The sequence below is a fragment of the Polynucleobacter sp. AP-Sving-400A-A2 genome (assembly GCF_018688155.1).
Lineage (GTDB): Bacteria > Pseudomonadota > Gammaproteobacteria > Burkholderiales > Burkholderiaceae > Polynucleobacter.
In genome coordinates this window covers 1,947,252-1,971,398 of the sequence record NZ_CP061312.1, presented here as the reverse complement: position 1 = coordinate 1,971,398, position 24,147 = coordinate 1,947,252, and the positions used below count along the sequence as shown (strand labels likewise).

At 46.4% G+C, this 24,147-nt stretch carries 19 protein-coding genes and 1 riboswitch; of the genes, 15 read left to right on the top strand and 4 right to left on the bottom strand.

Annotated features, from left to right (window positions below; all coding sequences use genetic code 11):
• Window positions 1-41: 41 nt before the first annotated feature.
• Window positions 42-941 (bottom strand): lipid A biosynthesis acyltransferase, encoded by a 900-nt coding sequence (locus C2758_RS10320; RefSeq protein ID WP_215328211.1) that lies wholly within the window; start codon window positions 939-941, stop codon window positions 42-44.
• A 25-nt stretch (window positions 942-966) separates the two neighbouring features.
• Window positions 967-1,827 carry a lysophospholipid acyltransferase family protein gene (locus C2758_RS10315; protein ID WP_215328210.1) on the bottom strand — a complete coding sequence of 287 codons (861 nt, stop codon included), beginning with the start codon at window positions 1,825-1,827 and terminating at the stop codon, window positions 967-969.
• Between the two features lie 203 nt (window positions 1,828-2,030).
• Between C2758_RS10315 and metK the strand changes: the two genes are divergently transcribed.
• From metK to metF, 3 genes are all read left to right on the top strand, one after another.
• Complete coding sequence (metK, locus tag C2758_RS10310; RefSeq protein WP_215328208.1) at window positions 2,031-3,197, top strand: methionine adenosyltransferase; 1,167 nt, start codon at window positions 2,031-2,033, stop codon at window positions 3,195-3,197.
• Window positions 3,198-3,275: 78 nt separating this feature from the next.
• Window positions 3,276-3,387, top strand: a riboswitch (S-adenosyl-L-homocysteine riboswitch).
• Between the two features lie 61 nt (window positions 3,388-3,448).
• The gene (gene ahcY, locus C2758_RS10305) at window positions 3,449-4,894 is read left to right on the top strand and encodes an adenosylhomocysteinase (protein WP_215328206.1); all 1,446 of its coding nucleotides are present in this window, start codon (window positions 3,449-3,451) and stop codon (window positions 4,892-4,894) included.
• 55 nt (window positions 4,895-4,949) lie between these two features.
• Window positions 4,950-5,780 carry a methylenetetrahydrofolate reductase [NAD(P)H] gene (gene metF, locus C2758_RS10300; RefSeq protein WP_215328204.1) on the top strand — a complete coding sequence of 277 codons (831 nt, stop codon included), beginning with the start codon at window positions 4,950-4,952 and terminating at the stop codon, window positions 5,778-5,780.
• Here metF and C2758_RS10295 read toward each other — a convergent pair.
• On the bottom strand, window positions 5,770-6,393 hold the full coding sequence (locus tag C2758_RS10295) for a 5-formyltetrahydrofolate cyclo-ligase (protein ID WP_251369199.1): 624 nt from the start codon (window positions 6,391-6,393) through the stop codon (window positions 5,770-5,772). The genes metF and C2758_RS10295 overlap by 11 nt on opposite strands.
• 97 nt (window positions 6,394-6,490) lie before the next feature.
• Between C2758_RS10295 and C2758_RS10290 the strand changes: the two genes are divergently transcribed.
• From C2758_RS10290 to C2758_RS10280, 3 genes are read left to right on the top strand one after another with little or no spacing between them, the layout of a single operon-like run.
• Window positions 6,491-8,407 carry a transglycosylase SLT domain-containing protein gene (locus C2758_RS10290; RefSeq protein ID WP_371817723.1) on the top strand — a complete coding sequence of 639 codons (1,917 nt, stop codon included), beginning with the start codon at window positions 6,491-6,493 and terminating at the stop codon, window positions 8,405-8,407.
• Window positions 8,408-8,430: 23 nt separating this feature from the next.
• The gene (locus tag C2758_RS10285) at window positions 8,431-9,339 is read left to right on the top strand and encodes a complex I NDUFA9 subunit family protein (protein WP_215328201.1); all 909 of its coding nucleotides are present in this window, start codon (window positions 8,431-8,433) and stop codon (window positions 9,337-9,339) included.
• Window positions 9,340-9,343: 4 nt separating this feature from the next.
• Complete coding sequence (locus tag C2758_RS10280) at window positions 9,344-10,474, top strand: polynucleotide adenylyltransferase (RefSeq protein WP_215328199.1); 1,131 nt, start codon at window positions 9,344-9,346, stop codon at window positions 10,472-10,474.
• A gap of 5 nt (window positions 10,475-10,479) precedes the next feature.
• Here C2758_RS10280 and C2758_RS10275 read toward each other — a convergent pair whose 3' ends face one another.
• Window positions 10,480-11,667: a class I SAM-dependent methyltransferase gene (locus tag C2758_RS10275; RefSeq protein ID WP_215328197.1), complete on the bottom strand. Its 1,188-nt coding sequence runs from the start codon at window positions 11,665-11,667 to the stop codon at window positions 10,480-10,482.
• A 30-nt stretch (window positions 11,668-11,697) separates the two neighbouring features.
• Here C2758_RS10275 and C2758_RS10270 point away from each other — a divergent pair, with 30 nt between their 5' ends.
• From C2758_RS10270 to C2758_RS10230, 9 genes are all read left to right on the top strand, one after another.
• Window positions 11,698-12,513 (top strand): SDR family oxidoreductase, encoded by an 816-nt coding sequence (locus tag C2758_RS10270; RefSeq protein ID WP_215328194.1) that lies wholly within the window; start codon window positions 11,698-11,700, stop codon window positions 12,511-12,513.
• 54 nt (window positions 12,514-12,567) lie between these two features.
• A complete protein-coding gene (locus tag C2758_RS10265) occupies window positions 12,568-12,963 on the top strand; it encodes a dihydroneopterin aldolase (RefSeq protein ID WP_215328192.1) in 396 nt (131 codons plus the stop codon).
• 27 nt (window positions 12,964-12,990) lie between these two features.
• Window positions 12,991-13,899 carry a tRNA 2-thiocytidine(32) synthetase TtcA gene (gene ttcA / locus C2758_RS10260; RefSeq protein ID WP_215328191.1) on the top strand — a complete coding sequence of 303 codons (909 nt, stop codon included), beginning with the start codon at window positions 12,991-12,993 and terminating at the stop codon, window positions 13,897-13,899.
• Window positions 13,896-15,371 carry a bifunctional UDP-N-acetylglucosamine diphosphorylase/glucosamine-1-phosphate N-acetyltransferase GlmU gene (glmU, locus tag C2758_RS10255; RefSeq protein WP_215328190.1) on the top strand — a complete coding sequence of 492 codons (1,476 nt, stop codon included), beginning with the start codon at window positions 13,896-13,898 and terminating at the stop codon, window positions 15,369-15,371. The genes ttcA and glmU overlap by 4 nt, the downstream gene beginning before the upstream one ends.
• A complete protein-coding gene (glmS, locus tag C2758_RS10250) occupies window positions 15,371-17,203 on the top strand; it encodes a glutamine--fructose-6-phosphate transaminase (isomerizing) (RefSeq protein ID WP_215328184.1) in 1,833 nt (610 codons plus the stop codon). Before glmU ends, glmS begins: the two co-directional genes overlap by 1 nt.
• 10 nt (window positions 17,204-17,213) lie before the next feature.
• Entirely contained in the window at window positions 17,214-18,077 is an 864-nt protein-coding gene (locus C2758_RS10245) for a pirin family protein (protein ID WP_215328182.1), read from the top strand.
• Between the two features lie 145 nt (window positions 18,078-18,222).
• The gene (locus C2758_RS10240; protein ID WP_215328178.1) at window positions 18,223-19,758 is read left to right on the top strand and encodes an efflux transporter outer membrane subunit; all 1,536 of its coding nucleotides are present in this window, start codon (window positions 18,223-18,225) and stop codon (window positions 19,756-19,758) included.
• Between the two features lie 169 nt (window positions 19,759-19,927).
• Window positions 19,928-21,067 carry an efflux RND transporter periplasmic adaptor subunit gene (locus C2758_RS10235; RefSeq protein WP_215330282.1) on the top strand — a complete coding sequence of 380 codons (1,140 nt, stop codon included), beginning with the start codon at window positions 19,928-19,930 and terminating at the stop codon, window positions 21,065-21,067.
• Window positions 21,068-21,074: 7 nt separating this feature from the next.
• The gene (locus C2758_RS10230; protein WP_215328176.1) at window positions 21,075-24,110 is read left to right on the top strand and encodes an efflux RND transporter permease subunit; all 3,036 of its coding nucleotides are present in this window, start codon (window positions 21,075-21,077) and stop codon (window positions 24,108-24,110) included.
• Window positions 24,111-24,147 lie beyond the last annotated feature (37 nt).

The window sequence follows — 24,147 nt, the reverse complement described above, 5'->3', positions numbered from 1 at the left end:
GCGCGCGGACTTATTTACATTCGTGCTCAAAAGAATTCCAATTAGTTATAAAGGCTTGGCTCGCCGGACAGCCGATGCTTAAAACGTTTATGTACCCAATAGTACTCTGCCGGCCTTTCTCGAACAAGGTCTTCAATGTATTTATTCAGGCGCGCGGTATCCGCTTGCACATCATCTGTTGGGAAGTTGGGAAGTGGGGCGCTGATATTGCAGATATAGGCTTTACGATCAGGATTCAAAGTGGTGGTCATGAGACAGACTTCTGCGCCACTGAGTCTAGCTAAGCGCGAGACTGAAGTAATCGTATTGGTTTGAATGCCAAAGAAGGGTACAAAAACAGAGTCGCGTGGACCGAGATCAATATCAGGTGCAATAAAAATAAAGTTCCCTGTTTGAATTTCTCGAATCAAATCACGTAAGCGGCTTTGTCTCTCAATGGATTTCCCCCCGAAACGATTTCTCCATTCAATCATTTTTTGATTGAAGAAGGGGTTCTTCATGTTTTGATAGAGACCAGCACCACGTGGCCAGTCATGCTCACTTGCTAAAACGGAGAGAGCCATAAAGCCACCTTCAAGTCCAACAAAGTGGGGATTAATCAGGAGTCGTGGCTTGCGATCACCTAAAGTAATAGCAGAGTTGATCGTGACGATATCAGTAATTTGTTTGCCACTACCAAGCCAAATACGACTTCTCTCGATTACGCTACGCCCAAATAACTTCCAGTGCTCTAGCGCAAGTGCATCTATTTCATCTTTGCTCAGATTTGGAAAGCACAGGCGTAGATTGGTTTTAACAACCTTGGCACGCTCATTAGGTATGTGTGCTGCTAAGCAGCCGAGACCGTAGCCAGTCTGAATGGTGAGGCCATACGGTAAAAATGCAAACAGGCGCAGTAAGCTCAGCGCTAGAAAATTAAAAACATTTTGTAACCAGATCATGTCGAATAAATCATCAATTTATTAACTAATTGCTTGGTGGTAATTCTGCTCCGCTTGGATGTTTGTAGCGGTTGTAGGCCCAGATGAATTGATTGGGTGCAAGCAGAATTGCATTCTCAATGGCAATATTCAATTCGGCAGCTGCCAGTGTGGAATCTTCAGAAAGCGGCTCTAGTCTCGTTGCTTGCATGAGCCAGCCTTTACCGAGCCCTTTACGTTTAGCGGTAAACATGACAACAGGTGTGTTGTTACGATTCGCTAAGCGTGCTGGCAGTGGAGTTGTATACGCTAAGCGCCCAAAGAAGGGTACCCATACGCCCTCACCGCCACTCGGAACTTGATCTGGAAGAATGCCAATAGCTTCGCCCCGAGTGAGTGCCCGCGTCATTTGACGAACACCATTCAAATTAGTTGGTACGAAATGCATATTGGGATAAGCGCGACCCTCTTCAACTACTTCGTTGAGCCATTCTTGGCGTGAGGGGCGATAGAGGATGGTGGCTGGGAAGTGCTGAGCCAATACGCGGGGAATGATTTCAAAGCCGCCTAGGTGCGGCGTAAGCATCACTAGGCCATGACCTTCATTAATAGCTGCCTCGACTAGATCCCAGTCCTGTATTTCAACCAGGGAAAGTACTTTTTTGGGATTGCGCCAAATCCACAAGCTGTCTGAGAAGAGCTGTCCTGAAGCCGCCGTGGCAGCCCAGATTTGTAGTGGGAGATGGTGGCTTTTAACGGCCGCCTCATATTGAGGGCGAAAAAATGATCGATATTGCTTGGATCCTACATAGGCCAATATCCCTAAGGCAGCTCCAATAAGCTGAACTAGGAATAAGGGCAGAACAGCTATTGCAGCGAGGATTAGCTTGAGAAGGAGTTTACGCACCCTCTAATGATATTCAATGCCGGCACTAGGGCCAAATTTCAGGTAATGCTTGATGAATAAGGCGTTTTTCGGATAGAATTCATACATCGCTGAGTTAAGGCAACTTGCAGGGCGATTCATAAATTCTGCTAAAGCGTCGCCGTTGAAATTCCTGGCACGTCGAGTTGTCCCATAGATCGTGTTAATTTTTAAAGGAATATGCAATGGCAAATGATTACTTCTTTACCTCAGAATCCGTTTCTGAAGGTCACCCCGATAAAGTAGCAGACCAAATCTCTGATGCCATCTTGGATTCGATCCTGGCTCAGGACCCAACTGCGCGTGTTGCTGCGGAAACTCTGTGTAACACCGGGCTAGTAGTTTTGGCTGGTGAGATCACTACAAACGCTAATGTGGATTACATCCAAGTTGCTCGTAATACTTTGCGTGAAATTGGTTACGACAACACTGACTACGGTATCGATTACAAAGGTTGTGCCGTATTGGTCGCTTATGACAAGCAAAGTCCCGACATTGCTCAGGGTGTAGATAAGGCGCATGACGACGGTCTGGACCAAGGTGCTGGCGACCAAGGCTTGATGTTCGGTTATGCTTGTGATGAAACTACAGAGCTCATGCCTTTGCCGATTCATTTGTCACACCGCTTGGTAGAGCGTCAATCTCAATTGCGCCGTGATGGCCGTTTGAACTGGCTGCGCCCAGATGCCAAGTCTCAGGTGACCTTGCGTTACGTGGATGGCAAGCCTGACTCAATCGATACCGTAGTTCTTTCCACGCAGCATGATGAAGAAATTTCTCTTGAGAAATTGCGCGAAGCAGTGATCGAAGAAATCATCAAACCCGTATTGCCAAAGCATTTGATCAAAGGTGCAATTAACTTCTTGGTGAACCCAACAGGTCGATTTGTGATCGGTGGCCCGCAAGGCGATTGTGGTCTAACAGGTCGCAAGATTATTGTGGACACCTACGGCGGTGCAGCTCCTCACGGTGGTGGTGCGTTCTCCGGTAAGGATCCTTCCAAAGTTGACCGTTCTGCTGCCTATGCTGGTCGTTATGTGGCTAAGAATGTGGTTGCTGCAGGTTTAGCAAGCAAGTGCTTGATTCAGATCTCTTATGCGATTGGTGTGGCTAAACCAACTTCGGTGATGGTGAGCACCTACGGCACTGGCAAGATTTCAGACGAGAAGATTGCGCAACTGGTATCGGAGCACTTCGATTTGCGTCCAAAGGGTATCGTCAAGATGTTGAATCTCCTGCGCCCTATATATCGTAAGACTGCTGCTTATGGCCACTTTGGTCGTGAAGAGCCGGAGTTTACTTGGGAGCAGTGCGATAAGGCGCCTGCATTACGTGCGGCTGCTGGCTTGTAATCTGCTTTCTAGGTAGTAAATTGGCAGTATGTTTTGTATTGAGGCGAAATATGGCGAAATTGATTACAATTTCGTCATACCTTCAAGGAGCGTTGCAAGGAATGCTGAGAACCAGTGTTTCCCCAGGCTTGAAGGGAGTGAACTCTTAGGTAAGCCCAGAGTTTGCTAATTGCAACTGCGCTCGCTAACCCATGATTCAATGGCTAGCGAGTTTCTACTCCAGCGTTGGATCGTATTTAGCTGGAGCATTCATGAGTACCGTTTCCGATTTAAACAACTTCGTAGCAACTCGTTGCGCTATTGCCGATATTTCTTTGGCTGACTTTGGCCGTAAAGAAATCGCCATTGCTGAAACTGAAATGCCGGGCCTGATTGCAATTCGCGATGAGTTCGCAGCGCAGCAGCCATTGCGTGGTGCGCGCATTACTGGTTCATTGCACATGACCATTCAAACTGCAGTCTTGATCGAGACGCTTGAAGCTCTTGGTGCTGAGGTGCAGTGGGCATCTTGCAATATTTTCTCTACACAAGACCACGCTGCTGCAGCGATTGCTGCTAACGGCACGCCGGTGTTTGCGATTAAGGGTGAAACGCTTGAGCAATACTGGGATTACACCCACCGTATTTTTGAGTGGGCTGATGGCGGCTTCACTAATATGATTTTGGATGACGGTGGCGATGCGACTTTGCTATTGCACCTCGGTGCACGCGCTGAAAAAGATCAAGCTTGCTTGAATCATCCAACGAGCGAAGAAGAAACGATTTTGTTTGCGGCCATTAAAAAGAAATTGGCGCAAGATCCAACTTGGTATTCCACTCGTTTAGAAAAAGTTAAGGGTGTTACAGAAGAAACTACTACGGGTGTGCATCGCCTTTATCAGATGTTTGCTAAAGGTGAATTAAAGTTCCCAGCTATTAACGTCAATGACTCTGTTACCAAGAGCAAGTTCGACAACCTCTATGGTTGCCGCGAGTCTTTAGTTGATGCGATCAAGCGCGCTACCGATGTGATGGTTGCCGGCAAGGTTGCAGTAGTTTGTGGATATGGCGACGTAGGTAAAGGTTCAGCTCAAGCATTGCGTGCTTTGTCAGCTCAAGTTTGGGTGACTGAAGTGGATCCAATTTGCGCATTGCAAGCTGCGATGGAAGGTTATCGCGTTGTCACAATGGATTACGCTGCAGATAAGGCAGATATCTTTGTTTCGGCAACTGGTAACTACCATGTGATTACACATGACCATATGATTAAGATGAAGAACCAAGCTATTGTTTGTAACATTGGCCACTTCGATAATGAGATTGATGTTGCTGGTATCGAGAAATACAAGTGGGAAGAAATTAAGCCACAAGTAGATCACGTGATTTTCCCAGCAGCTAATGGCAATCCTGAGAAGCGCATCATCATCTTGGCTAAGGGCCGCTTAGTGAACTTGGGTTGCGGAACAGGTCACCCATCTTATGTCATGAGCTCTTCATTTGCGAACCAAGTAATTGCGCAGATCGAATTGTGGAATGCCGTTGGTACAGATAAATATCCAGTTGGTGTGTATACCTTGCCTAAGCATTTGGATGAGAAGGTTGCGCGTTTGCAGCTTAAGACATTGAATGCTCAGCTAACTGCATTGTCAGATCAGCAAGCTTCTTACATTGGTGTGACGAAGGAAGGTCCTTATAAGACCGATCACTATCGTTATTAATCTGCTCCTTGCTAGATATTGTTCAATAGAGAAATAGAGACACAGGCCCAAGATCATGGAATTAAGCGTTGAATTCTTCCCTCCAAAAACACCTGAAGGTGAGAATAAGTTACATCTCGTGCGCGAGCGTTTTAGTGAAACACTCAAGCCCGCTTTTTATTCTGTGACTTTTGGTGCCGGTGGCTCTACTCAATCTGGCACATTAAAAGTGGTGAGTGATATTCACGCTGCTGGTGCAGCGGTTGCTCCCCACTTATCTTGTGTTGGTAGCTCGCGTGAGAGCGTGCGCGAGATGTTGAAGCAATACCAGGCTTTAGGTATTAAGCGTATCGTAGCTTTGCGTGGCGACTTACCATCTGGCATGGGTCAGTATGGCGAGTTCCATCATGCAAATGAATTGGTTGAATTTATTCGTATCGAAACTGGCGACTGGTTTCACATCGATGTCGCTGCCTATCCGGAATGCCATCCTCAGGCCAAGTCACCAGCAACGGATGTCGATTTTTTTGTACAGAAGATGAAGGCTGGAGCTAATTCAGCAGTGACTCAGTATTTCTATAACAGCGATGCTTATTTCCGTTTTGTCGATGAGGCATATGAGTTAGGTGTGACTCAGCCGGTGATTGCTGGAATCATGCCGATTACCAATAGTACTCAGTTGCTACGCTTCTCAGATGCCTGCGGCGCAGAAATTCCACGTTGGATTCGTTTGCGTCTGCAGTCTTATGGCGATGACACTGCCTCGATTCGTGCGTTTGGTGAAGAGGTGGTTACCGATCTTTGCGACCAGCTTTTAGTCGCAGGTGCACCTGGACTGCATTTTTACTCACTAAATCAGGCTGATGCGGTTTTAGCCATTGCTGACAATCTCAGTCTCAATAAGTAATTACTAAGCCTGACTCAGTCAGCATGGCATCTAAGGGCTCATCATGTGTTTGAGCTTGCCACTGCGCATCATCTAACTTTTGCCAATCAAAGCCAATCCCTACGCACAGTAGGTTTGGCTTGGCTTTACGTAATTGCGCTAAAGTGCGATCAAAGTAGCCGCCCCCATACCCCAGCCGCCAATAATGGGTTTTATCGCCCACCTTGGATTGCGACCAGCCAACGCAGGGAATCAAAATACAGTCTGGAGTGATTTGAGGTCTGCGGGGGTTATTGGGGTCGGGCTCTGGCACGCCGTGGCGGCTTGGAATAAGTAGGTCCCCCTCTTGCCAGGTATAGAAATCTAAATGCTTATCCGGGCGCGCAAAGGGGAGGGCTAAGGTTTTACCTGCCTTGCTCTTGGCCCAAGCTAACAATGTAGGTCGTAAATCAAGCTCATCTTGTATGGGGTAATACAAGGCAATGGATTGAACTCGGGTGTCATGGTCAGCCAGAAAACTTGCTAGGCCAGCCGAAATCCCTTCTTGAGTGATGGAATAGCTTGCGCTAGCCGCAAACTGTTTCCTTTGGGCTAGTAAGTCTTGCCGTAGCGATTTTGGAGAATTGCCGTGCATATAGACCATTATCAGGCGAAAATTGAGAGATATAGTAAATCGATAAGGTGTGACGGTGAAAAAGAAGTTTGACGTTCTTAGTGGATGGCAAAAAATTGTGGGCGGGATTCTATTTCTAGCCCTTGCAGTTTCTGCGCCCAGCATTTTTGCGGAAAAAGCCAAGAAAACCATTCCCACTAAAGAAAGTAGGATTGCAGCCTTTGAGATCACTGAAGGTGATCGTACTTTTATTGAGCTACGCGAAGCTGCTAAAAGAAATGACGTAGCTCGTGCACAAACATTAGCCGCTAGCCTCTCCAATTATCCTTATGACGACTATGTAGCTTATTTCCGTATTAAGCCCCAGTTATTTGATAGTGCTGGTGGCGCACGGGCTGATAGCAATGCAGATTCTCAGGTGGTGGCTTTTCTAAATCAATATCAAGGTACGGCTTTAGCCGATCGGATGCGTAATGACTGGTTACTCGTTTTGGGTAAGCGAAAAGATTGGTCGCGTTTTGATACTGAATATCCTAAGTTTGCTTTAGATGATGACACCCAGGTGAAATGCTATTCACTGCAGTCAAAATTAGCTCAAGGCGAGAATCCAACCAAAGTAACGATTGACGCACGCGCAATATTATTGGATCCACGTTATTTTGGTCAGGCCTGTCAAGAATTGGTACCTGCCTTGGCTGGTGCAGGAGGTATGACGCAGAGTGAAGCAAAGGCAATCGGTCGCGCTGCTAGTGAAATGGGTTTTGATACGATGTCCCGTCGCTTGGGTGGCGAAGATCCTGTTGCTGAGATTGTGAAGGCCGCTAAAGCGGATCCTGCAAAAGCATTTAAAGATTTTTCACAAAATGCAGCACGCTACAGCAAAGAGAATCAAGCCGTAGCTTGGGGTGTCATTGGTCAGTTCCTTGCAAAGAAATTAGACCCCAATGCAGATGATGCCTACCGTTTTCAACAAGAGCTGGGCTATAACGAACTGCTCTCCACTGAAGGCCAGGAGTGGAAGGTGCGTGCAGGCTTGCGCGCTAAGGATTGGACGCTGGTAAAGAATGCGATTGAAGGCATGAATCCTGCGGTACGTAGTAAAGATCCTGCCTGGACCTACTGGTATGCGCGTGCATTGAAGGCGGATGGACAAAATGAAAAGGCGCGCGAGAGCCTTGAGCTCGTTGCCGATCAATATAATTTCTATGGGCAGCTTGCACGAGAAGATCTTGGTAAATCAAATCATGTGCCCGCACGTACTAAGGTTGGTGATGCAGAAATCGAAGTGATGTCTCAGCGCAAAGGCTTTATCAGGGGTGAGCGTTTCTATGCCATGAACTTACGCTTTGAAGGCAATCGCGAGTGGAACTGGGAGTTGCGCAATATGACTGACAAGCAACTGCTAGCATCTGCTGAGTACGCCAAGCGTATTGGTCTATATGATCGCGTTGTCAATACTGCAGACCGTACAAAGCAAGAGCATGATTTCAGTTTGCGCTATCCAACACCCTATCGTGACGAGCTATCGCCGATTGCAAAGCAAATTGATTTGAACTTAGCCTGGACTTATGGGTTGATTCGTCAAGAGTCACGCTTCATTATGAATGCCTCTTCCTCGGTAGGTGCTTCAGGCTTGATGCAGGTGATGCCAAACACAGCAAAGTATGTAGCCAAGAAGATTGGCATGACCTCCTATACCAATGACAAGCTCTCTGATACCAATACCAACCTGACCTTGGGCAGTAATTACTTAAATATGGTTTTAGTGGACCTGGATGGTTCATGGGTGTTAGCCTCAGCAGCCTATAACGCCGGCCCCTCACGCTCTAAAACTTGGCGGGAAAAGCTGACCAGTCCAACAGAGGGTGCCATTTTTGCGGAAACCATCCCGTTCAATGAGACACGTACCTACGTAAAAAACGTGTTGGCTAATGCAACATACTATTCATCTGTAATGCATGGTCAGACACAATCTTTAAAGCAGCGCTTAGGGGTGATCACTCCTAAGGCGGCAAACGCTTCTGAGCTGCCCTAGTAACTTAACGAGATGGGATTTTTATGAAATATGACATTCTGCTAATTGGCGGTAACGGTTTTGTAGGCAGAGTCCTGGCTGCCCAATTACAAGCAGAGGGCTACTCTGTATTACTGCCGACAAGGCACTTAGCATCCGCACGTGAATTACGCATGTTGCCAAAGATACATTTAGAAGATGCTGATGTGCATGAGTTTGACTCTTTGCAAGAGCTTTGCTCACGAATCCAGCCTAGCGGTGCCGTCATCAATTTGGTAGGCGTATTACATGACAAGCCAGCAGAGCCATATGGAAAAGTATTCCAAGCGGCACACGTTGATCTCCCAAAAAGCATCATCACCGCGATGCAGATGAATGGTCTCAAGCGTTACTTGCATATGAGTGCATTGGGCGCGGATTCTCATGGCCCATCGATGTATCAGCGCAGCAAGGGTGATGGCGAGGCTGCAGTAAAAGCTAGCAATCTCGACTGGACTATTTTTAGACCTTCAGTCATCTTTGGTGCACAAGATCAGTTTATTAATTTGTTTGCCAAATTAACGAAATTATTTCCAGCGATGCCTTTGGCAAACTCAGGCGCAAAGTTTCAGCCAGTAAGTGTAGATGATGTAGCCAGTGCATTTACCAAGTCTCTGAAAATGCCATCGACGATTCGTGAGTCTTATGATTTGGTTGGGCCTACGGTCTACACTATGAAAGAGATTGTGGAATTTGCTGCGCTCAAAGTCGATACAAAATGCGTGATCATTCCTGTACCAGATTTTGTTGGTTATCTTCAGGCTTTGGCCTTTGAGTTTTTACCAGTTCCGACTTTAATGTCTCGTGACAATATTGCCTCAATGCAATTACCTAATATTCTGCCGTCAAACAGATTGGATGCTCTGAGTAAAGTGTTTGGCATCAGCCGTCGCACACTTGAAGGCATGAAATAAGTCGATGAAAATCTATGCAGTCGGTGGCGCTATTCGGGACACCCTCATGGGTTTGCCGGTGCACGACATTGATTATGTGGTGGTGGGCTCTAGCGTAGAAGAGATGATTGCTCAGGGGTATCGTCCGGTAGGCAAAGATTTCCCCGTCTTTCTGCATCCAGAGACTCAGGCTGAATATGCCTTGGCTCGCACAGAGCGTAAAACGGGTAAGGGCTATAAAGGCTTTCTGTTTTATGCCGACCCAACTGTCACGCTAGAGCAAGACCTAGAGCGTCGTGATCTGACTATTAATGCCATGGCTCAAGAGGTAGGGGTTGATGGCAAATGGGTGGGCCCCATTTTGGATCCCTATAACGGCCAGGATGATTTAGCATCAAAAATTTTCCGTCATGTATCCGATGCGTTTGCAGAAGATCCTTTACGCCTATTGCGTATCGCTCGTTTTGCCGCCCGCTTCCCGGAATTCATGGTCGCGCCAGAAACCATGGATGCCTTACAGGCGATTGTTCAATCCAATGAATTATCAGCACTCTCAGCTGAAAGAATTTGGCAGGAGTTAGCTAGAGGTTTTACTGCTAATAAGCCAATGCGAATGCTCCAAGTGCTGCTGGATGCAGATGCAGCCAAGATATTGTTACCCGCAACGCTGACATCCTCTTTGGCTAAAGAAGAGTTCCGCGAGCAGCTTATTGCACATTTGCATGCAGCAGATAACTGTCTAGAAGATCGCTGCGCTGTCACTCTCATGAATTTGTCTGCTGGTGAAATTCGCTCATGGGCAGCGTGCGTCAAAATGCCAAATGAGGTACGTGATTTCAGTGAAATATTTAGCGAGCTTAATTTATTAACTAAGCAGACAGTTGGGGATAAATATCAACCCTCTGATGTACTGGCATGGTTCAATCGTGCGGATGTATGGCGCAAGCCTGATCGTGGCCAGGCTTTATTAGATTTGGCTAAACGCATTGGCGACATTGTCGACACTGTAATTTTGGCAATGAAAAATGCTCAGGCACTCAATACGGCTGAAATTATTAAAGGCATTCCTACACAAGACCGATCCAATGGCGAAAACATTCGCCATGCAGTGGATGCCGCAAGACTCTCGGCCATTACTGCAGCACTAGCTAGCTAATTAATTTAAAGCCGGTTCCTGCCTCGCAGGCCAGGTAAGTCCTCTAATGTATGGTCTGGCAATATGTGGGATAGTTTCTTTGTGAATGCAAAGACCTTAAAGAGCTCACCCATCTCCGCTTCGGATAATAGTTTTTGCAGCGAATTAGAAATCGGTAAAAAAGATTCTGGATTGCTAGGGTCGCCAATCTCTAATGCGATATCGCCAATACCCGCGTCTAACAAATAAGATACCTGATTGCTGAGATAGACATCATCAACTTTTTCTTGTAGCGCACTACGTGCAATCTGTGACCACTCCACGTGGGTAGTCACATCAGATAGTCCTGGAAGATAAAACGGATCTTGAATTGCATGATGGCGATGGTGCGCCATTAAGGTTCCCTCTAGACGTTGAGCGTGATAGTACTCACTCTCTGGAAAGCCGTAATCAAAAGTAAGAAAGAGTCCAGTATCTAGATGTTTAGCTACTTGGCGCATCCAAGCATTAGCTGGTGCGTGGAGTTCGGAAACGTAGCCCTCAGAAAAACTTCCATTCACCAGTGTTTCTGGAAGTAGGGCTTGCTCAACAGGCTTACCTATTGACCAAGTAAGTCTGTTATTAATAACGGAAACACCCTGCCAATACCAAAAGCCATTTTGAAAAATAATGGCATCACAAGGAATGGCATCAATAACTTCATTGGCTAAGATAATGCCTTTGAAGTAACTGGGTAGGGAGCTGAGCCAGCGGCATTGAGTAGATAAATTGAGTTTCTTAGAGAGATGTTGAAGTCGCTCTTCTTGTCTTTGAGCTAGGTCGGGTGAGATCTCGATGATGTCGTAGTGATCCAGCATGAAATCAAGCTCGTGCAGTCGGCTGAGAATGGATTCGGCTAACTTACCTGTACCGGCACCAAATTCCAGAATCTGGGTGGGGATACCTTGATCCTGCAAAGCCTCCAGAATAGGTAAAAGCGTTTCCACAATAGCTGCCCCAAATAAGGGGGAGAGCTCAGGCGCGGTCGTGAAATCTCCGCCAGCACCTAATTTATGAGCCCCAGCACTGTAATAACCCATTCCAGGCTCATAGAGAACCATTTCCATATATCTTGAAAAGGGTATCCAGCCGCCGTTGGAGGCGATTTCTGCCATTATTTTCTGGCTAAGAAGCTCGGTATGAGCCGTTTCAAGGCTGGTCAAGGTAATATCCATAGCTCGCTAGTCTAAGAGAATTTAGGTAACTTGAGTTCAAACCCACAACCTCAGCAAAATAAAGCAGTTTTAGTGACCGGTGCTGCCAAGCGTCTTGGTCGAGAAATTGCCTTGGAGTTTGCTCGTCAGGGCTGGGATATTGCAATTCATTATGGCCAATCTGCATCCGAGGCCCAAGCCACCGTAGCCGAAATCCAGAAGTTGGGATGTAAGGTCGCAGCATTCAAGGCGGACCTCGCTAATGAGATGGAAATTAATTCTCTATTTACCGCAGTGCTTGCCGAGTTCGGTAACTTGCAATGCCTGGTTAATAGTGCCTCGATCTTTGAATATGATCGTGCTAATTCCGATACTCCGCTCAGTAGTCAGATTTTGCAAGACCACATGCAGGTCAATGTAGCCGCACCCATCTTGTTGTCTCAGTTGATGTTTGAATATCAAAAGGGCCGGACAAAGCAAGCAAGCGATAGTGATTTATTAACTCCTTCTGTAATTCAATTGCTCGATCAAAAATTAATTAATCTCAATCCAGATTATTTGTCTTACACATTATCCAAGTCTGCACTTCTCACTTCAGTTGAAGTGCTGGCGGTAGATTTTGCTCCGCACTTACGCATGATTGGTTTAGCCCCTGGTATTACCCTGACTTCGGGCGACCAAACCGAAGCAGGTTTTGCTGAGGCGCACCAGATGACGCCATTAGGAAGATCATCAAATCCCAGTGATATTGCAAAAGCAGCTGTATTTTTAGCGAGCTCTAATGCGATCACGGGCACCACCTTATACGTGGATGGCGGACAGCATCTATTGCCATCATTACGCGATGTGATGTTCAAAACAAATTAAGCATTTAATACAGAATAAGAAATAGTTAATAACGAAAGAATCAATACACAATTTATGAACACCATTCTTTCTAATCCAGCGCTTGCTGATTGCCGCCGCTTATTTCTACGTGACTATGAAATCTATATCAATATTGGCGTCCATGATTTTGAAAAGAAGGGTGAGCAGCGCGTTATTCTCAATGTAGACCTCTATATTCCCTTGAATATGAACACCCCTTCTCAGGATCTATTAGAAGAGGTGGTTGATTATGACTTTATGCGTGAGACCATTAAAGCGCGGTCTTCGCAGGGCCATATCCATTTGCAAGAAACCTTTTGCGATGACATCGTTGCAGCAATGCTCTTACATCCTAAAGTTATTGCTGCTCGCGTCAGCACAGCTAAACCCGATGTCTATCCTGATTGCCATTCCGTTGGTGTTGAGGTATTTCGGATGAAGCAGGATTAAAGAAATTAAAGAAAAAATTTAGTAGCCATGAGTGATATTCGTAAAGTTGTCTTAGAAGAAAACAAGCTGGAGAAAAAGCTGTGCCGTTTGGTTGGTCAAGCGATTGGCGACTTTGGCATGATCGAAGATGGCGATAAAGTGATGGTGTGTTTATCGGGCGGTAAAGATAGTTATGCCATGCTCGATATTCTGTTGAAGTTGCGCGAGCGTGCCCCAATTGATTTTGCAATTGTTGCTGTCAACTTAGATCAAAAGCAACCAGGCTTTCCGGCAGAGATTTTGCCGAATTATTTAAAAGCTTTGGGTGTCGAGTACCACATTGAAAATCAAGATACTTATAGCATTGTTAAACGCGTCATTCCAGAAGGCAAAACTACTTGTGGTCTTTGCTCTCGATTACGTCGTGGCATTTTGTATCGTGTAGCAGATGAGTTGGGCGCTACTAAGATTGCCTTGGGCCATCATCGTGATGACATCTTAGAGACATTAATGCTCAATATGTTCTTTGCTGGCAAGCTTAAAGGTATGCCGCCAAAGTTGCGATCTGATGACGGCAAGCATATTGTCATTCGCCCTCTAGCTTACGTTCCTGAAAAGTTACTTGAGCGTTATGCGGTAGACATGAACTTCCCAATTATTCCGTGCAATCTGTGCGGTAGTCAGCCCAATTTGCAGCGTGGCGCTATGAAAGAGATGTTGCGTGATTGGGAAAAAAAGCACCCTGGGCGTGTTGAGAATCTGTTTCGCTCGATGCACCATATCGTGCCTTCCCATTTGATGGATGGTGAAGCCTTTGATTTTAAGAGTCTTGAGATTTCTACAGAACTGTCGGGCATTGCCGCAAGATCTGCCGGAGATAAGGCAATTGACGAGACAGAAATTGATGAAATAGCCTGTGGAACCCTCATTCAGGGGTCTTATAATCCCTCTTTATGAACATCGTTATTTTGGCTGCTGGGCAGGGAAGGCGGATGAAGTCCGCATTACCCAAGGTTCTTCAAACCTTGGCGGGGAAGCCCCTTCTCCAGCACGTTTTGAATACGGCTTTAGACCTACAAGGTAAAAGCGCTAAAACTGGTCCTATCGTCGTTGTTGGCCATGGCGCTGCCGATGTAAAGCAATTCCTCCAAACTGCTAGCGAGCAAGATTCTCGTTTTGGCAAAGTAGCTACTGCCTTACAAGCTGAGCAAAAAGGAACAGGCCATGCTTTATTACAAGCCTTACCTAAGCTGGATGTGAATGAACCTACTTTGGTTCTCTATGGTGATGTGCCTCTGACAAGTAAAAAGACGCTCTCAAAATTAGCCAAATTGGCTGATGGTGTGCGTGGTCAAGATTCTGCATTAGCGCTACTCACTCAAAATCTGAGTAATCCAACGGGCTATGGCCGTATCGTTCGGGATATCGATGGTTCGGTAAAAGAGATCGTTGAAGAAAAAGATGCAACACCTGCGCAAAAACGTCTTCAAGAAATCAATACCGGCATCATGGTGTTGCCAACAAACTCACTCAAGAGATGGTTAAAGTCTTTGCGTGCAAGCAATGCCCAAGGTGAATACTATTTAACTGATGTGATTGCCATGGCAGTCAAAGATGGCGTACCTATTCGTACTGCACAAGCTGATGCTGAATATGAAATTGTTGGCGTTAACAGTCACGATCAGTTGGCCGCATTAGAGCGAGTACATCAACTCAATCAAGCAAATGTATTAATGGATGCCGGTGTTTCTTTGGCTGATCCAGCGCGCATCGATATTCGTGGAACGCTAGAGTGCGGTACGGATGTCTTTATTGATGTTGGTTGTGTATTTGAGGGTTGTGTCACTTTGGCTGCGGGCGCAAAAGTGGGTCCGTACTGCATTATTCGTAATAGCGTGATTGGTAAGAATGTCACGATTCATCCCTTCAGCCATATTGATGGTGCGAAAGTTGGTACAAATTCATTAATTGGGCCCTATGCTCGTTTGCGTCCTGGTGCAGATTTGTCTAATGATGTACATATTGGCAATTTTGTCGAAGTGAAGAACAGCAAAATCGCTGCAAACAGTAAGGCTAATCACTTAGCTTATGTGGGTGACTCCATCGTGGGTTCTAGAGTTAATATCGGTGCCGGTACGATTACTTGCAACTACGATGGTGTCAATAAACACCAAACGATTATTGAGGACGATGTCTTCATTGGCTCTGATACTCAGCTAGTTGCCCCAGTACGCGTAGGCCGCGGCGCTACCCTAGGTGCTGGTACAACCCTGACTAAGGATGCACCTCCGAATCAGTTGACAGTGTCACGTGCTAAGCAAATCTCTTTACAGTGGCAGCGACCAGTAAAGAATGAAAAGAATACGGTGATAAAGAAAGTAGATGCAAAGAAAGTAGCTGCAAAAAAATCCGTGAAGGCTAAAAAATAATGTGCGGAATTGTTGGCGCGGCATCACATAACAATATTGTTGAAGTCTTAATTGAAGGCCTACGTCGCCTTGAGTACCGCGGCTATGATTCTTGTGGCTTTGCCGTCATTAATGGAGCTGATGACAAGCATCCAATTGAGCGTGCACGCACTACTGCTCGTGTCTCTGAGTTGGCGGAGCAGGGCAGAGAATTTCATGGCACCCTAGGTATTGCACATACTCGTTGGGCAACACATGGCAAGCCAGATACACAAAATGCCCACCCCCATATCTCTGGGGGTTTGATTGCGGTTGTTCATAACGGCATTATTGAAAACTACGAATCATTACGTACTGAGCTGAAATCCGCAGGCTATATATTTACTTCAGAAACGGATACTGAAGTCATTGCGCATTTAATTCATCAAGCTTATGTATCCAGTAAGCAAGTAGATTTAGTTGCTGCAGTCCGTTCCGTATTGCCGCGACTTCATGGTGCTTATGCGATTGGCGTGATTGCACAAGATCGCCCAGATGTTTTGCTAGGGGCGCGAGTAGGGTCACCCTTAGTCGTAGCCCTTGGCGAGCATGAAAACTTCCTTGCTTCTGATGCTTTAGCGCTTGCAGGTCGAGCGCAATCCATGATGTATTTAGAGGAGGGCGATGTTGCCGTTCTCAAAGCAGAGAGTGTTGAGATCATTGATCAGGCAGGAAAGACGGCGCAGCGAGAGCAAAAGCCGATGCCCGCTCAGGCTGACTCAGTAGATCTTGGGCCATATCAGCACTACATGCAAAAAGAGATTTTCGAGCAACCTAGAGCTATTGGCGACACGCTTGCCAATATCGCTAGCTTTGGCCCGGAACTCTTTAAAGCCGATTCCGAACAGTGGAATAAGTTTGATCAAATTTTGATCTTGGCTTGCGGCACCAGCTACTACTCTGCCTGTGTTGCTAAATACTGGTTAGAAGATTTGGCCGGCATTCCGACCCAGGTTGAGATTGCTAGTGAATATCGCTATCGCACAACCGTACCTAATCCCAATACATTAATTGTGGTGGTCTCCCAGTCTGGTGAGACTGCAGATACTCTGGCAGCTTTACGCCATGCGCAAGCGCTGGGGCATCAATACACTCTCGCGATTTGTAACGTGGCCTCTAGCGCTATGGTTCGTGAAACCAATTGGAGTTTCCTAACCAAGGCTGGCACCGAGATTGGCGTAGCTTCTACTAAAGCATTTACAACTCAGCTAGTCGCTCTTTATCTATTGGCTGTTTCATTGGCTAAGCGCGCAGGAAGGGTCAGTTCTGAGCAAGAGAAAGAACTCTTACGTGACTTGCGCCATTTGCCAAAAGCATTACATGCGGTGTTGGCACTTGAGCCACAGATCATGGCTTGGAGTACAGCATTTGCTAAGTGCGAAAACGCTTTATTCCTAGGGCGCGGAATGCACTATCCGATTGCTCTTGAAGGCGCTCTCAAATTAAAAGAGATTTCATATATTCATGCTGAAGCCTATCCAGCAGGTGAATTAAAGCATGGACCACTTGCACTCGTTACCGAGAAGATGCCAGTGGTTACTGTAGCCCCTAAAGATGACTTATTAGAAAAGCTCAAGTCGAATATGCAGGAAGTTAAAGCCCGTGGTGGCAAGCTTTATGTTTTTGCTGACCAGGATTCCGAGATTACTAGCAGTGAAGGTATCAATGTGATTCGTTTGCCTGAGCACTACGGCAATCTCTCGCCGATCTTGCATGTAGTTCCGCTACAACTCTTGGCGTATCACACAGCTTGTGCCTTGGGCACTGATGTTGATAAGCCTCGTAACTTAGCAAAGTCAGTTACGGTGGAGTAATCCCAAGAGCATGAAAAAAGTAATCGGCATTCAAGGCAATGATCAGGGTCACTGGGTTGGCGATGGCTTTCCTGTGCGTACCTTGTTCTTCTATCAAGATCTAGGCAAGCAAATGAGTCCATTCTTGATGCTGGACTATGCGGGTCCAGCAGAGTTTGCCTCAACTACTGAACGTAAGGGGGTGGGCTCGCATCCCCATCGTGGTTTTGAAACTGTCACGATTGTTTACGAGGGTGAGGTGGCTCATAAGGATTCCACAGGTCAGGGTGGCACCATTGGTCCTGGCGATGTGCAGTGGATGACTGCCGGCTCCGGCATCCTGCATGAAGAGTTTCATTCTGAAGGATTTGCCAAAAACGGGGGCACTTTGAACATGGTGCAGTTGTGGGTCAATCTACCGGCAAAACTGAAGATGACCAAGCCAGGCTATCAAGCCATTTTGGATAAACAGATTCCTACAATTGACTTGAAGGGTGGGTCTGGGCAAGCTCGCATCATCGCTGGAGAGTTCGATGGCCATCAAGGCCCTGCTCGTACATTTACCCCTATGCACGTGATTGACCTGAAGTTGAGGAAGGGTTCCACAAGTATTCCAGTTCCTGAGGGTTGGAATGTATCTTTAGTCGTACTTAAGGGTGCTATTGAAGCGGGTGAGGGGATAGTCGCCAAGGATGCTCAAATGTTGATGTTTAGCAATCAAGGTCAGAATATTCAAGTGAATGTGCTGGAGGACTCTATTGCCCTCCTACTGAGCGGCGAACCCATTGGTGAACCTATTGTTGGCTATGGACCATTTGTTATGAATACCAAAGAGGAGATTGCTCAGGCAATGCAGGATTTCAATAGCGGAAGCTTTGGAAGAATTGCTCACTAAGAAGATGCCAGGGGTATAAAAAATCCGTTTGACTTCTGTGTTTAGCTGTGTACAAAATTCATTATTTAAATCAAGGTGTTACACAGACTGGTTTAGAAAAGTGTGTTCAAATATCTGCTATAGAAAAGGATGTTTGTCACAGTTCATGCCCGGCTTCAAAGAATTCTCTTGCTTGCGTTTACTTCCGCTTATTTTTGCGGGATTTCTTTCTGCATGCGCAGTAGGTCCAGACTTCAAGCAACCTGAAGCTCCGAATACACCTAGGTATACCGAAACCACCCTTTCTCAAACACTAGCTACGGCGCCAGGAGTTCCAGGGGGCACGGCGCAAGAGTTTATTGAAGCTGCCGATATTGAGGCTCAGTGGTGGGAGTTATTTAAGTCTCCCGAACTAGATGCCCTCATTAAAAAGGCTCTGCAGCAGAACCCTAATTTAGGTGCAGCCGATGCTGCACTTCGTGCGAGCCAAGAAAATGTCAATGCCCAAATTGGCGGACAGTATTTCCCAGCTGTTGGTTTAAATGGCGGTGCTACACGGCAATTACAACCTGCCGCAATTTATGGCTTGCCTTTCGGATCTGACACTTACAACCTTTATAACGCTTCTGTAAACGTGACCTACAAGCTCGACGTCTTTGGTGGCGCACGCCGCGCAGTTGAGAGCGCTAGAGCAAAAGAGGAAATTGCGCAGTTTCAGCTAGAAGGCGCCTATCTTTCTTTGACGGCCAATATTGTTACTGGTGCGGTACGAGAAGCGGCTTTGCGAGCACAGATGCAAGCTACAGAAGAAATTCTGAAAGCGCAAACAAACTTAGCCGAAGTTACCGAAAAGCAATTAGCAATTGGTACAGTCTCTCGAGTGGATGTGACCTCACAAAGAACCTTGGTCTCTAACTCGCAAGTCGATTTATTTACCTACGAACGCAATCTTTCATTTGCGCGTAATCAGCTGGCAGTGTTAGTGGGCGATTTACCTAGTAATGCCAACATCACCAAGTTTGACTTGAAGTCCTTGCATTTGCCAGAGAAGTTGCCACTCTCTGTGCCATCGAGCTTGATACGTCAGCGCCCAGATGTCCGTGCAGCAGAGGCGCAACTCAAGGCCACCAATGCTTTAGTAGGTGTTGCTACGGCCAATTTATTGCCACAATTTAATATCACTGGTGCTATTGGCTCCGCAGCATTAACAAGCTCAGCCTTGTTTGGGCCGAATGCCACTCTATGGTCTATTGCTGGCGGTATCTTTCAGCCACTCTTTCAGGGTGGGCAGTTATTAGCTCAACGCCGTGGTGCGATGGCTAACTACGAACAAGCAGTTTTTCAATATCAAGCTACTGTACTCAAAGCTTTTCAAGAAGTGGCTGACTCCTTACGTGCTTTAGAAACAGGCGCTCAAGCATTAAAGTCTGCATCGGATGCTGAACGCTACGCTTATGAAACTTTGGATTTGGTGCAGCAGCAATACAAGCTGGGCACTGCTAGCTACCTGGCTGTTCTCTATTATCAAAATCAATATCAAATTGCTAAAGTCAAATCGGTTTCTGCGCAAGCAACTCGGTTCTCTGACACAGCAGCATTATTTGCAGCATTGGGCGGCGGCTGGTGGAATCGCACCGGCCCAGCCTTTCAACCAAAAGCCATAGCGAACAAAGATCAAAATGAAACTTCTGGAAACAATTAAAACCAAAGTAATTGCAGCAGCACTTGCCTTGTGGGCCTGGATGTGTGCGAAAGCGATCGAGTGGAAACTTCGCGAGAGACTCATTGCTCTTTGGGAAAAAATAAAGGGATTTTGGCTGCGCTTGCGCGAACGGTTCATGCGTAGCAAGATCAATGCAAAACTGCAGTCTATGACTCCTTTGGGTCGTCGTATGACCATGATGTTGTGCGGTGTATTTTTGTTACTAGGTTTGATTTTTGGATTTAATCAACTCAAGACCGCCATGATTAAGTATTTCATTGGGGGTATGGGCTTGCCACCAGCATCGGTTTCTACGATGGTTGTGGAAACTTCAGTATGGCAACCCAAGTTATCTAGCGTTGGTAATGTGCGTGCGTTTAGAGGTGTAGATCTCAGCACTGAAATTGGTGGCTTAGTTCAAAACGTATCTATTAAATCCGGCATGGATGTTAAAGAAGGTGAGTTACTTATTAAATTGAATGATGCTTCTGATGTTGCCCAGCTTAATTCTTTAAAAGCATTGGCAGATTTGGCTCAAGTAATTAATGAGCGCGATAGACAGCAGCTAGAAATTCAGGCAATTAGTAAGAATGTATTTGATACTAGTAAAGCGGATGCAAAGTCTAAGCAGGCTCAGGTAGAGCAGCAAACGGCTTTAGTTGCTAAGAAAAATTTAAAGGCCCCTTTCGGTGGGCGCGTTGGTATTGTGATGATCAACCCGGGTCAGTTTGTGAACCCAGGTGATAAGTTGCTTACCCTTCAAACCTTGGATCCCATTTTTGTAGACTTCAATCTCCCGCAAAGTAACGCTGAGCAGATACAGGTTGGACAAGAAATTGTGGTGACGACCGATGCATTCAAGGGTGCAAGCTTTACTGGCAAGATTACTGCCGTCAGCCCGAAGGTCGATACGAATACACGTAATATTCAGATTGAGGCTCAGTTAGCCAACCCAGATAAAAAGATCTTGCCGGGCATGTTTGCTAATGTGAATATCAAGTTAGGCGATCAGGTGAAGATGCTCACTTTGCCGCAGACGGCTGTGACCTATAACCCGTATGGCTCAACAGTCTTTATTGCTAAGCCAACTGGTAAAAAAGATAAGCAGGGCAAGCCAGCACTGGAGGCTCAACAAGTATTTGTGACTACTGGGCCGACACGCGGAGATCAGGTAGCGATTCTAAAAGGGGTTGAAGAGGGTGCGACAGTGGTTACTAGCGGCCAACTCAAGTTAAAGAATGGAACACCGCTGATTGTGAATAACAAGGTGTTACCAGCGAATTCACCTAACCCACAGCCACAGGAATAAGTCCTAAATGAATTGGACTGACATATTTATTCGTAGGCCAGTGCTCTCGCTGGTGGTGAGTGCACTCGTCCTAGTATTTGGTTTAAAGGCGGTAGGTTCCTTGCCAGTGAATCAATACCCGCAAACCCAAAATGCTATTGTGACGATTACAACGGCCTACTATGGCGCTGATCCAGAGACGATTGCAGGATTTATTACACAGCCTTTAGAGACGGCGATTGCCCAGTCTCAAGGTATTGATTATTTATCCTCGATGAGCGTGAGTGGTCTCTCAACCATCACTGCCACCCTCAAGCTGAACTACGATTCCAATGCGGCATTGACGCAGATCCAGACCCAAATTAGTTCGGTTAAGAATCAACTGCCACCGCAAGCTCAGCAGCCTGTATTGACTGTACAAATTGGTCAATCGACTGCGGCCATGTACATGGGTTTTTATAGTGACGATATTCCAAACAACGCGATTACTGATTACCTGTTGCGGGTAGTTAAGCCAAAGCTAGACTCTATAGACGGTGTTCAGAACGCAGAAATTACTGGCGGCAGAAAGTTTGCTTTACGTGCTTGGCTCGATCGCGAGAAGATGGCTGGCCTCGGTGTGGGCGCGGATGATGTCTATAGTGCTATGGCAGCCAACAACTACTTATCCGCAGTTGGCAGCACCAAAGGCGACATGGTCGCAGTGGACTTGGTGGCGGGTACTGATTTGCATACGCTTGATGAGTTCCGCAAGTTGGTCATCAAAAAAGACGGCATCAATATTGTCTATTTGGATCAAGTAGCTAGCGTCACTATGGGCTCTGAGGATTACAACACTAACGTTGCATTTAGCGGTAAGAGGTCGGTATTCATCGCCATCAAGGTGGCGCCACAGGCCAACTTGCTCGATGTGGCAGCACGGGTTCGTGCTGCCGTGCCAGAGATTCAGAAGCAGTTACCAACCGGCATGTCTGGGAAGGTGGTGTACGACTCCACTAAGTTCATTACTACCTCGATTGATGAAGTGGTGGCGACATTATTAGAAGCGCTATTAATTGTGACAGTGGTGATCTATCTTTTCTTAGGTAGTGCACGTGCAGTAGCAGTACCGGTGATTGCGATGCCACTTTCTTTGATTGGTACATTCTTCTTAATGCAGGTCTTGGGTTATTCCATTAATTTGCTGACGCTACTTGCTCTGGTCTTAGCAATTGGTTTGGTGGTCGACGATGCCATCATTGTGGTCGAGAACGTAGACCGCCACATGAAGGAAGGTAAGTCTCCATTGGAGGCCTCACTAATTGCTGCGCGTGAGTTGGGCGGCCCTATTTTGGCTATGACCATTGTGCTGATTGCAGTTTATATTCCGATTGGTTTTCAGGGTGGGTTAACGGGCGCGCTTTTTACAGAATTTGCTTTTACTTTGGCCAGCGCAGTTGCAGTATCGGGGTTGATTGCTTTAACGCTTTCTCCGATGATGTGTTCACGTATCTTTACTGAAGAACAAGAGGCCTCAGCGTTTGTTCAAAAAATTGACCGTATTTTTGAAAAAGTCCACCACAGCTATCAAACCACTTTGCGCGAGCTCTTGAGCACTTGGCAGGTCATTATTGTGATGGGTGTGATTTTGTTAGGTGGTGTGGCTTATCTTTACTCCACTGCGCGTTCTGAATTAGCGCCAACAGAAGATCAGGGCATTGTGTTGATGCAGGCTTCAGGACCGCCCAATAGTACAGTCAATCAGATGCAGACTTACGCTGATCAGATTTATCAAATATCAGCAGCAGAGCCCGAGTATGAGCAGATGTTCCAGATCACCAGTCCAACGAGCAGCTTTGGCGGTGTCTTGCTTAAAGATTGGGATCAACGCAGTCGCAATGCTACTAAGTTCCAAGAAGATATGCAAAGTAAGTGGAATTCGATCGCTGGTGCTCGTGTTGCGGCTTTCCAGTTCCCGGCCTTGCCTGGCGCACAGGGCTTGCCTGTGCAAGTGGTGATTAATACCACCGAGTCTTACGAATTGTTAAATGAGGTATCCCAAGCGGTTTTGGATAAGGCGCGTCGTAGTGGTAACTTCTTTTTCGTTGACTCTGATTTGAAGATTGATAAACCGCAAGATGTTTTAGAGATTGATCGTGAAAAAGTAGCTGCACTGGGTATGACCCAGCAGCAAGTTGGTAGTGCACTATCTGCTGCCTTGGGCGGTGGCTATGTTAATTACTTCTCTGTTGCTGGACGCTCTTATCGCGTCATTCCACAAGTAAAGCAAGTGGACCGCTTAAACCCGGATCAAATCCTCGACTACTATATACGTACGCCTAGTGGGCAGATGATTCAGGCTCGTACCATCGCAACCATTAAGCAAAGAGTAGTGCCGCAGTCTATTAATCACTTTCAGCAGCTCAACTCAGCGACAATATTTGGTGTGAGTACCCCATTTATTTCTCAAGCAGATTTACTAGAGTTTATGCGTCAAACTTTGAAAGAGGTTGCGCCCAACGGTTACACCATGGATTATGCTGGTCCATCCCGGCAGTTCATGGCAGAGTCGGGTGGTTTCTTGGTGACCATGTTCTTTGCGATCTTAATTGTGTTCTTGGTTTTGGCCGCTCAGTTTGAAAGCTTCCGCGACCCCATCGTCATTTTGGTTTCAGTACCACTTGCTTTATTCGGGGCACTGATCTTTATCAATTTGGGATTCACAACCTTAAATGTATATACCCAGGTTGGACTGGTTACCTTGATGGGACTGATTAGTAAGCATGGCATTTTGATTGTGGAATTTGCCAATGAGTTACAAGAAGCTGGTCGCAGTAAGTTAGACGCTATCGTAGAAGCGAGTAGCGTACGTTTACGTCCGATCTTAATGACGACTGCTGCGATGGTATTGGGCGTAGTGCCTCTAGTAATTGCTTCTGGTGCAGGCGCTGCGGGCCGTCAATCCATGGGTATCGTGATCTTTACTGGCTTATCAATCGGTACGCTGTTTACACTTTTTGTAGTGCCGGCGATGTACTTATTTATTGGCGCAGATCACCATCAGAAGAAATTTAAGCAGCAGTAATATATCTCTCAAGTAAGCAAAGAAAAAGGGTGAAGCA

What these genes read in the sequence shown, in the direction of transcription:
- C2758_RS10320 (WP_215328211.1), bottom strand. Translation starts at nt 941, where the DNA reads ATGATCTGGTTACAAAATGTTTTTAATTTTCTAGCGCTGAGCTTACTG.
- metK (WP_215328208.1), top strand. Translation starts at nt 2,031, where the DNA reads ATGGCAAATGATTACTTCTTTACCTCAGAATCCGTTTCTGAAGGTCAC.
- ahcY (WP_215328206.1), top strand. Translation starts at nt 3,449, where the DNA reads ATGAGTACCGTTTCCGATTTAAACAACTTCGTAGCAACTCGTTGCGCT.
- metF (WP_215328204.1), top strand. Translation starts at nt 4,950, where the DNA reads ATGGAATTAAGCGTTGAATTCTTCCCTCCAAAAACACCTGAAGGTGAG.
- C2758_RS10295 (WP_251369199.1), bottom strand. Translation starts at nt 6,393, where the DNA reads ATGCACGGCAATTCTCCAAAATCGCTACGGCAAGACTTACTAGCCCAA.
- C2758_RS10285 (WP_215328201.1), top strand. Translation starts at nt 8,431, where the DNA reads ATGAAATATGACATTCTGCTAATTGGCGGTAACGGTTTTGTAGGCAGA.
- C2758_RS10280 (WP_215328199.1), top strand. Translation starts at nt 9,344, where the DNA reads ATGAAAATCTATGCAGTCGGTGGCGCTATTCGGGACACCCTCATGGGT.
- C2758_RS10275 (WP_215328197.1), bottom strand. Translation starts at nt 11,667, where the DNA reads ATGGATATTACCTTGACCAGCCTTGAAACGGCTCATACCGAGCTTCTT.
- C2758_RS10265 (WP_215328192.1), top strand. Translation starts at nt 12,568, where the DNA reads ATGAACACCATTCTTTCTAATCCAGCGCTTGCTGATTGCCGCCGCTTA.
- ttcA (WP_215328191.1), top strand. Translation starts at nt 12,991, where the DNA reads ATGAGTGATATTCGTAAAGTTGTCTTAGAAGAAAACAAGCTGGAGAAA.
- glmU (WP_215328190.1), top strand. Translation starts at nt 13,896, where the DNA reads ATGAACATCGTTATTTTGGCTGCTGGGCAGGGAAGGCGGATGAAGTCC.
- glmS (WP_215328184.1), top strand. Translation starts at nt 15,371, where the DNA reads ATGTGCGGAATTGTTGGCGCGGCATCACATAACAATATTGTTGAAGTC.
- C2758_RS10245 (WP_215328182.1), top strand. Translation starts at nt 17,214, where the DNA reads ATGAAAAAAGTAATCGGCATTCAAGGCAATGATCAGGGTCACTGGGTT.
- C2758_RS10240 (WP_215328178.1), top strand. Translation starts at nt 18,223, where the DNA reads ATGCCCGGCTTCAAAGAATTCTCTTGCTTGCGTTTACTTCCGCTTATT.
- C2758_RS10235 (WP_215330282.1), top strand. Translation starts at nt 19,928, where the DNA reads ATGACTCCTTTGGGTCGTCGTATGACCATGATGTTGTGCGGTGTATTT.
- C2758_RS10230 (WP_215328176.1), top strand. Translation starts at nt 21,075, where the DNA reads ATGAATTGGACTGACATATTTATTCGTAGGCCAGTGCTCTCGCTGGTG.